We start from the raw sequence: 4,021 nt of genomic DNA, 5'->3' as shown, positions 1-4,021 counted from the left end.
GATCGCCCGCCAGGAAAGCGCCTTCAACCCGGGCGCGGTTTCACCCGCCAATGCCCGCGGCCTGCTACAGATCCTGCCCGGCACGGCGCAGGGCGTCGCCAAGCGGCACGGCCTCACTTATGCGGCCGCGCGGCTGACCACGGATGCGGGCTACAACGCGACACTCGGCGCCCATTATCTCGGCGAACAGATCGATACGTTCGGCGGCTCCTACATCCTGACCTTCATCGCCTATAATGCCGGGCCGAAACGGGTGCCCGAATGGATCACCCGCTATGGCGACCCGCGCGGCAAATCCCTCGATGAGGTGGTCGACTGGATCGAGCGCATCCCCTTCCCCGAAACCCGAAACTACGTGCAGCGGGTGATGGAGAACTATCAGGTCTACAAGACGAGGCTGGGGCAGAAGGCGGATATCGAGGCGGATCTGCGGTTCGGGCGGCAGTAGCAGGCTGCGGCTCGACCGAGATCATTCCTCTTTTCTCTTGAACAAGAGCCGGTCGCGTCTTCCAAGACGGTGTCGGGCTCATTGCGGCCGGCCTTGCTGTTGAAGGTCGCAGTCCCCCAAAGCAAAAAAGCCCGGCACGAGGCCGGGCTTCTGAACTCAACCTGATCAAGTCAGATTAGAAGTCGCGCTGCAGGCGGACGATACCGCGGACGTCGTCGTCGCCGTGTTGGACCTTGAAGTAGTCGACGGCAACCTTGGCCGCAAAGTTTTCGACGATCTGGTAGTTGACGGTCACGCCAGCAGTCCAGCTGTCAGCACCGGTGAACTCGTTGTCAGCGGTCAGTTCCGTGTTCCAGGTGTACTGGGCTTCCGGGATGATTTCGAGCTTGTCGGTTGCCTTGAAGGAATAGGCTACAGCAACAGCTGCTTCACCAGCACCGGTATCGAGCACGCCGTAGTAGGCGTTTTCACCCGAAGACCAGACACCGGAGAGGTAGAAGGTGCCCGGACCGACGGCCACGGAGCCGATCGCACGGACAGCACCTTCTTCGGCACCGAAGTCATAAGAACCGAGCAGTTCGAGTTTGGCCGGGCCGATTGCCGCCTGAACGACAGCTTCGATACCGACGTTCTGACCGCCAACGCCCTGAAGACGCGACAGTTCGTCAACCTGAACGCCAGCCGTGAAGGCAGAGCCGGTATAGGTGTAGGAGATCGACTGCAGACGGTTCGAACCGAGGTTGTCCGCTTCGCCCGGAAGGTCGTTTGCATCCCACCAGTTCAGCCAACGACCGACGCGGAAACCGCCGAGCTGGATGTAGGCTTCGTTGATGTAAGCCGGGGTAGAGCTCGTGTTGGAGGTGTAACCAACGTCCTGATTAGCTTCGAAGCGAACCGAGGCAACCGAGGTCAGCGTGCCGAGTTCGGTGTCGGACTTCGCCGTGAAGTCGAGCTGAGCGCGGCTGTACGAGTCCCAGTCACTGTCGTTGAAGCTGTTTGTGCTGTTGCCAAAGCCGACTTCGAAACGGACATAACCGCCGACCTTGAGGCAGGTTTCCGTGCCCGGGATGTAGAAGTAACCAGTGCCAAACGCGTCGCAGACGCGAACGTATTCCATAGGCTCCGGTTCGGCAGCGACGATGGCGTCGGCAGCCTGAGCACCGGAAACTGCCGCGAGAGCCGCTGCAGAACCGAGAAGAAGGCTCTTAATGTTCATTCTTTTGACCTCCAGTCAATTTCTCTGAATGCTAGTTCGCGCCCGATCGAAAATTGATCAAACACGTAAAGGCCGCATAAGCAGCCCCATCCCCCGGTATCAACTCCCCATATGGAGGCCCTGCATAGAGGCCCACCATTTATAGAAAACTCCCCCGGCGAACCGGGGGAGTTCCATTATGATTAGAACGAGCGATCGAGACGGACGAAGCCATCCCAGAACTTGTTCTCGCGCGACGTCAGGCCATCGGTCTGAGTCTGGTTGTAGTTCGCAGTGAGCTTCGCGGTGAAGCCCGGAACGATCGTGTAGTCGACCGTCAGACCAACGCGGTAAGCATTGTCGCTGCCGTAATCGCCGATACCGTCAGCAGCATTCCAGATGTAGGAACCGCCGGGAGTGATGGTCAGCTTGTCGGTGACCTTGAAGGCATAAGAAGCAGCCAGGGTCCATTCGCCACGGTTGTCGTAGGCATTTTCGCCGTTCGCATCACCCAGACCGCTCGACCAGATGGCGAGAGCCTGCAAGGTGCCTGGGCCTACCGGAGCCGAAATGAGGGCGCGAACGGCGCCTTCTTCTGCACCCAGATCATAAGCACCGAGAAGATCGAACGCTACAGCGCCGAACTTGGCAGTGACGAGAGCTTCGATACCGACGTTCTGGCCACCAACGCCCTGAAGACGCGACAGTTCGTCAACCTGGACACCTGCGCTGAAGGCGCTGCCCGTATAGAAGTAGCCGACAGACTGCATGCGGGTCGTGCCCGAACCGGAGTTCCAATCGGACTCGCCGTTGATACCCTTATCCCACGGGTTCAACCAGCGACCAACCTTGAAGCCGCCGAGCTGGATGTAGGCTTCGTTGATGTAAGCCGGAGTAGAGCTGGTGTTGGACGTGTATCCAACGTCCTGGTTGGCTTCGAAACGAACCGAAGCAACAGAGGTCAGCGTACCAAGCTCGGTGTCAGACTTCGCGGTGAAGTCGAGCTGAACGCGGCTGAACGCATCCCAGTCGGTATCGTTGAACGAGTTCTGGTCCTGGCCGATGCTAGTCTCGAAACGGACATAACCGCCGATCTTGAGGCAGGTTTCCGTGCCCGGGATGTAGAAATAGCCGGTGCCGAAAGCGTCGCAAACGCGAACGTATTCCATGGGCTCCGGTTCTGCAGCTACGATGGCGTCAGCTGCCTGAGCGCCGGAGACTGCTGCGAGGGCAGCAGCGGAGCCGAGAAGAAGGCTCTTGATGTTCATTTTTGACCTCCAGTCAAAGTTTCGTATGGGTCTGGGTTCTTTTGGCTGAAGGACAGCGTTCCCTGCCCCATCCCCGTCGATTGCTAGAAGAAGGACGATCCACCGCCTCGCTTCCGGATTTGAAAATACAAGACGGGGAGGGTCATGCAATCTGGAACTTCAACCGGACGCCATTCCGGTACCCGCTTCCCAGAAGTCTGTTGCCGAAAGGACACAAAGCCAGGGACTGCCTTAGGTGGTATTTTACGCTTTGTTAAGAAAGGGCTTATCCGGCAGCCACTTAGCGCCGCGGAGAGGCCTCGTAGGGGAATCACCTCACCCGATCAGGCGGCGCAAGTGCACGGCCGTGCGAGCGGCTGGCAAAGGTCGATCAGAATGGGATTTGGATTCAGAATTGGGCGGGCGTTTCGAGCCTGGAATGGCGGAGAAGATGGGATTCGAACCCACGATACCCTCTCGGGTATACTCCCTTAGCAGGGGAGCGCCTTCGACCACTCGGCCACCTCTCCGGTCGGGCCTGATTATTGGGAAACGATATCGATGGCAAGGTCTTTTATGGAAATGTCATGCGATTCCCACCGGTCACGGCACACGAATCGCAACAAGTGATTCCATTCCTGCCGCTTCGGTGATTCTCAGTAGGCCGAACGCTGCTTGCCGGTCCCGCCACCGCGACCGTAGCGACCGGCAAGCGATCGCAACGCGCCGGAAAACTCGGTGACATCGGCGCCGACCGCCACGAAGCTCGCGCCAAGATCGAGATAATGGCGGTTCAGGGATTCGCTGAAGGTGAGGATGCCGGCCGCCTTGCCGGACTTCACGATCGTGCCGATCGCCTTCTCGATCACTTCCTGGACCTCCGGCGCCTCCATGCGGCCGAGATAGCCCATGTCGGCGGAAAGGTCGGCCGGACCGATGAACACGCCGTCGACGCCATCCACGGCTGCAATGTTCTCCAGGTCGCGGATCGCGGCCATGGTTTCGGCCTGGACGATCAGGCAGATTTCGTCGGCGGCCGTCTCGGCATAGTCGGGAATGGCGTTGAAGGCGGAGGCGCGGGCAACGGCGGCACCGACGCCGCGCACGCCGCGCGGCGGATAACGCACGGCG

General features: G+C 59.6%; 4 protein-coding genes and 1 tRNA gene. 1 reads left to right on the top strand and 4 read right to left on the bottom strand.

All coding sequences use genetic code 11. The features are described from left to right. A partial coding sequence (locus tag MOV61_RS28925) for a lytic transglycosylase domain-containing protein (RefSeq protein ID WP_247139052.1) occupies positions 1-448 on the top strand: 448 nt, incomplete at its 5' end. Positions 449-623: 175 nt separating this feature from the next. Here the strand turns inward: MOV61_RS28925 and MOV61_RS28920 are convergent. From MOV61_RS28920 to MOV61_RS28905, 4 genes are all read right to left on the bottom strand, one after another. Continuing rightward, positions 624-1,664 (bottom strand): porin, encoded by a 1,041-nt coding sequence (locus tag MOV61_RS28920; RefSeq protein ID WP_247139051.1) that lies wholly within the window; start codon positions 1,662-1,664, stop codon positions 624-626. A 182-nt stretch (positions 1,665-1,846) separates the two neighbouring features. Continuing rightward, positions 1,847-2,911 (bottom strand): porin, encoded by a 1,065-nt coding sequence (locus MOV61_RS28915; RefSeq protein ID WP_247139050.1) that lies wholly within the window; start codon positions 2,909-2,911, stop codon positions 1,847-1,849. Between the two features lie 419 nt (positions 2,912-3,330). Beyond that, positions 3,331-3,420: transfer RNA gene (locus MOV61_RS28910), tRNA-Ser, on the bottom strand. 126 nt (positions 3,421-3,546) lie between these two features. Further along, positions 3,547-4,021, bottom strand: a 475-nt coding sequence (locus MOV61_RS28905; protein WP_247139049.1) for an aldolase/citrate lyase family protein, incomplete at its 5' end; no start/stop codon positions are given.

This window comes from Neorhizobium sp. BETTINA12A, assembly GCF_023006485.1.
Classification (GTDB): domain Bacteria; phylum Pseudomonadota; class Alphaproteobacteria; order Rhizobiales; family Rhizobiaceae; genus Neorhizobium.
The sequence above is the reverse complement of the archived record's forward strand: the minus strand, read 5'-3'. Positions and strand labels throughout refer to the sequence as shown.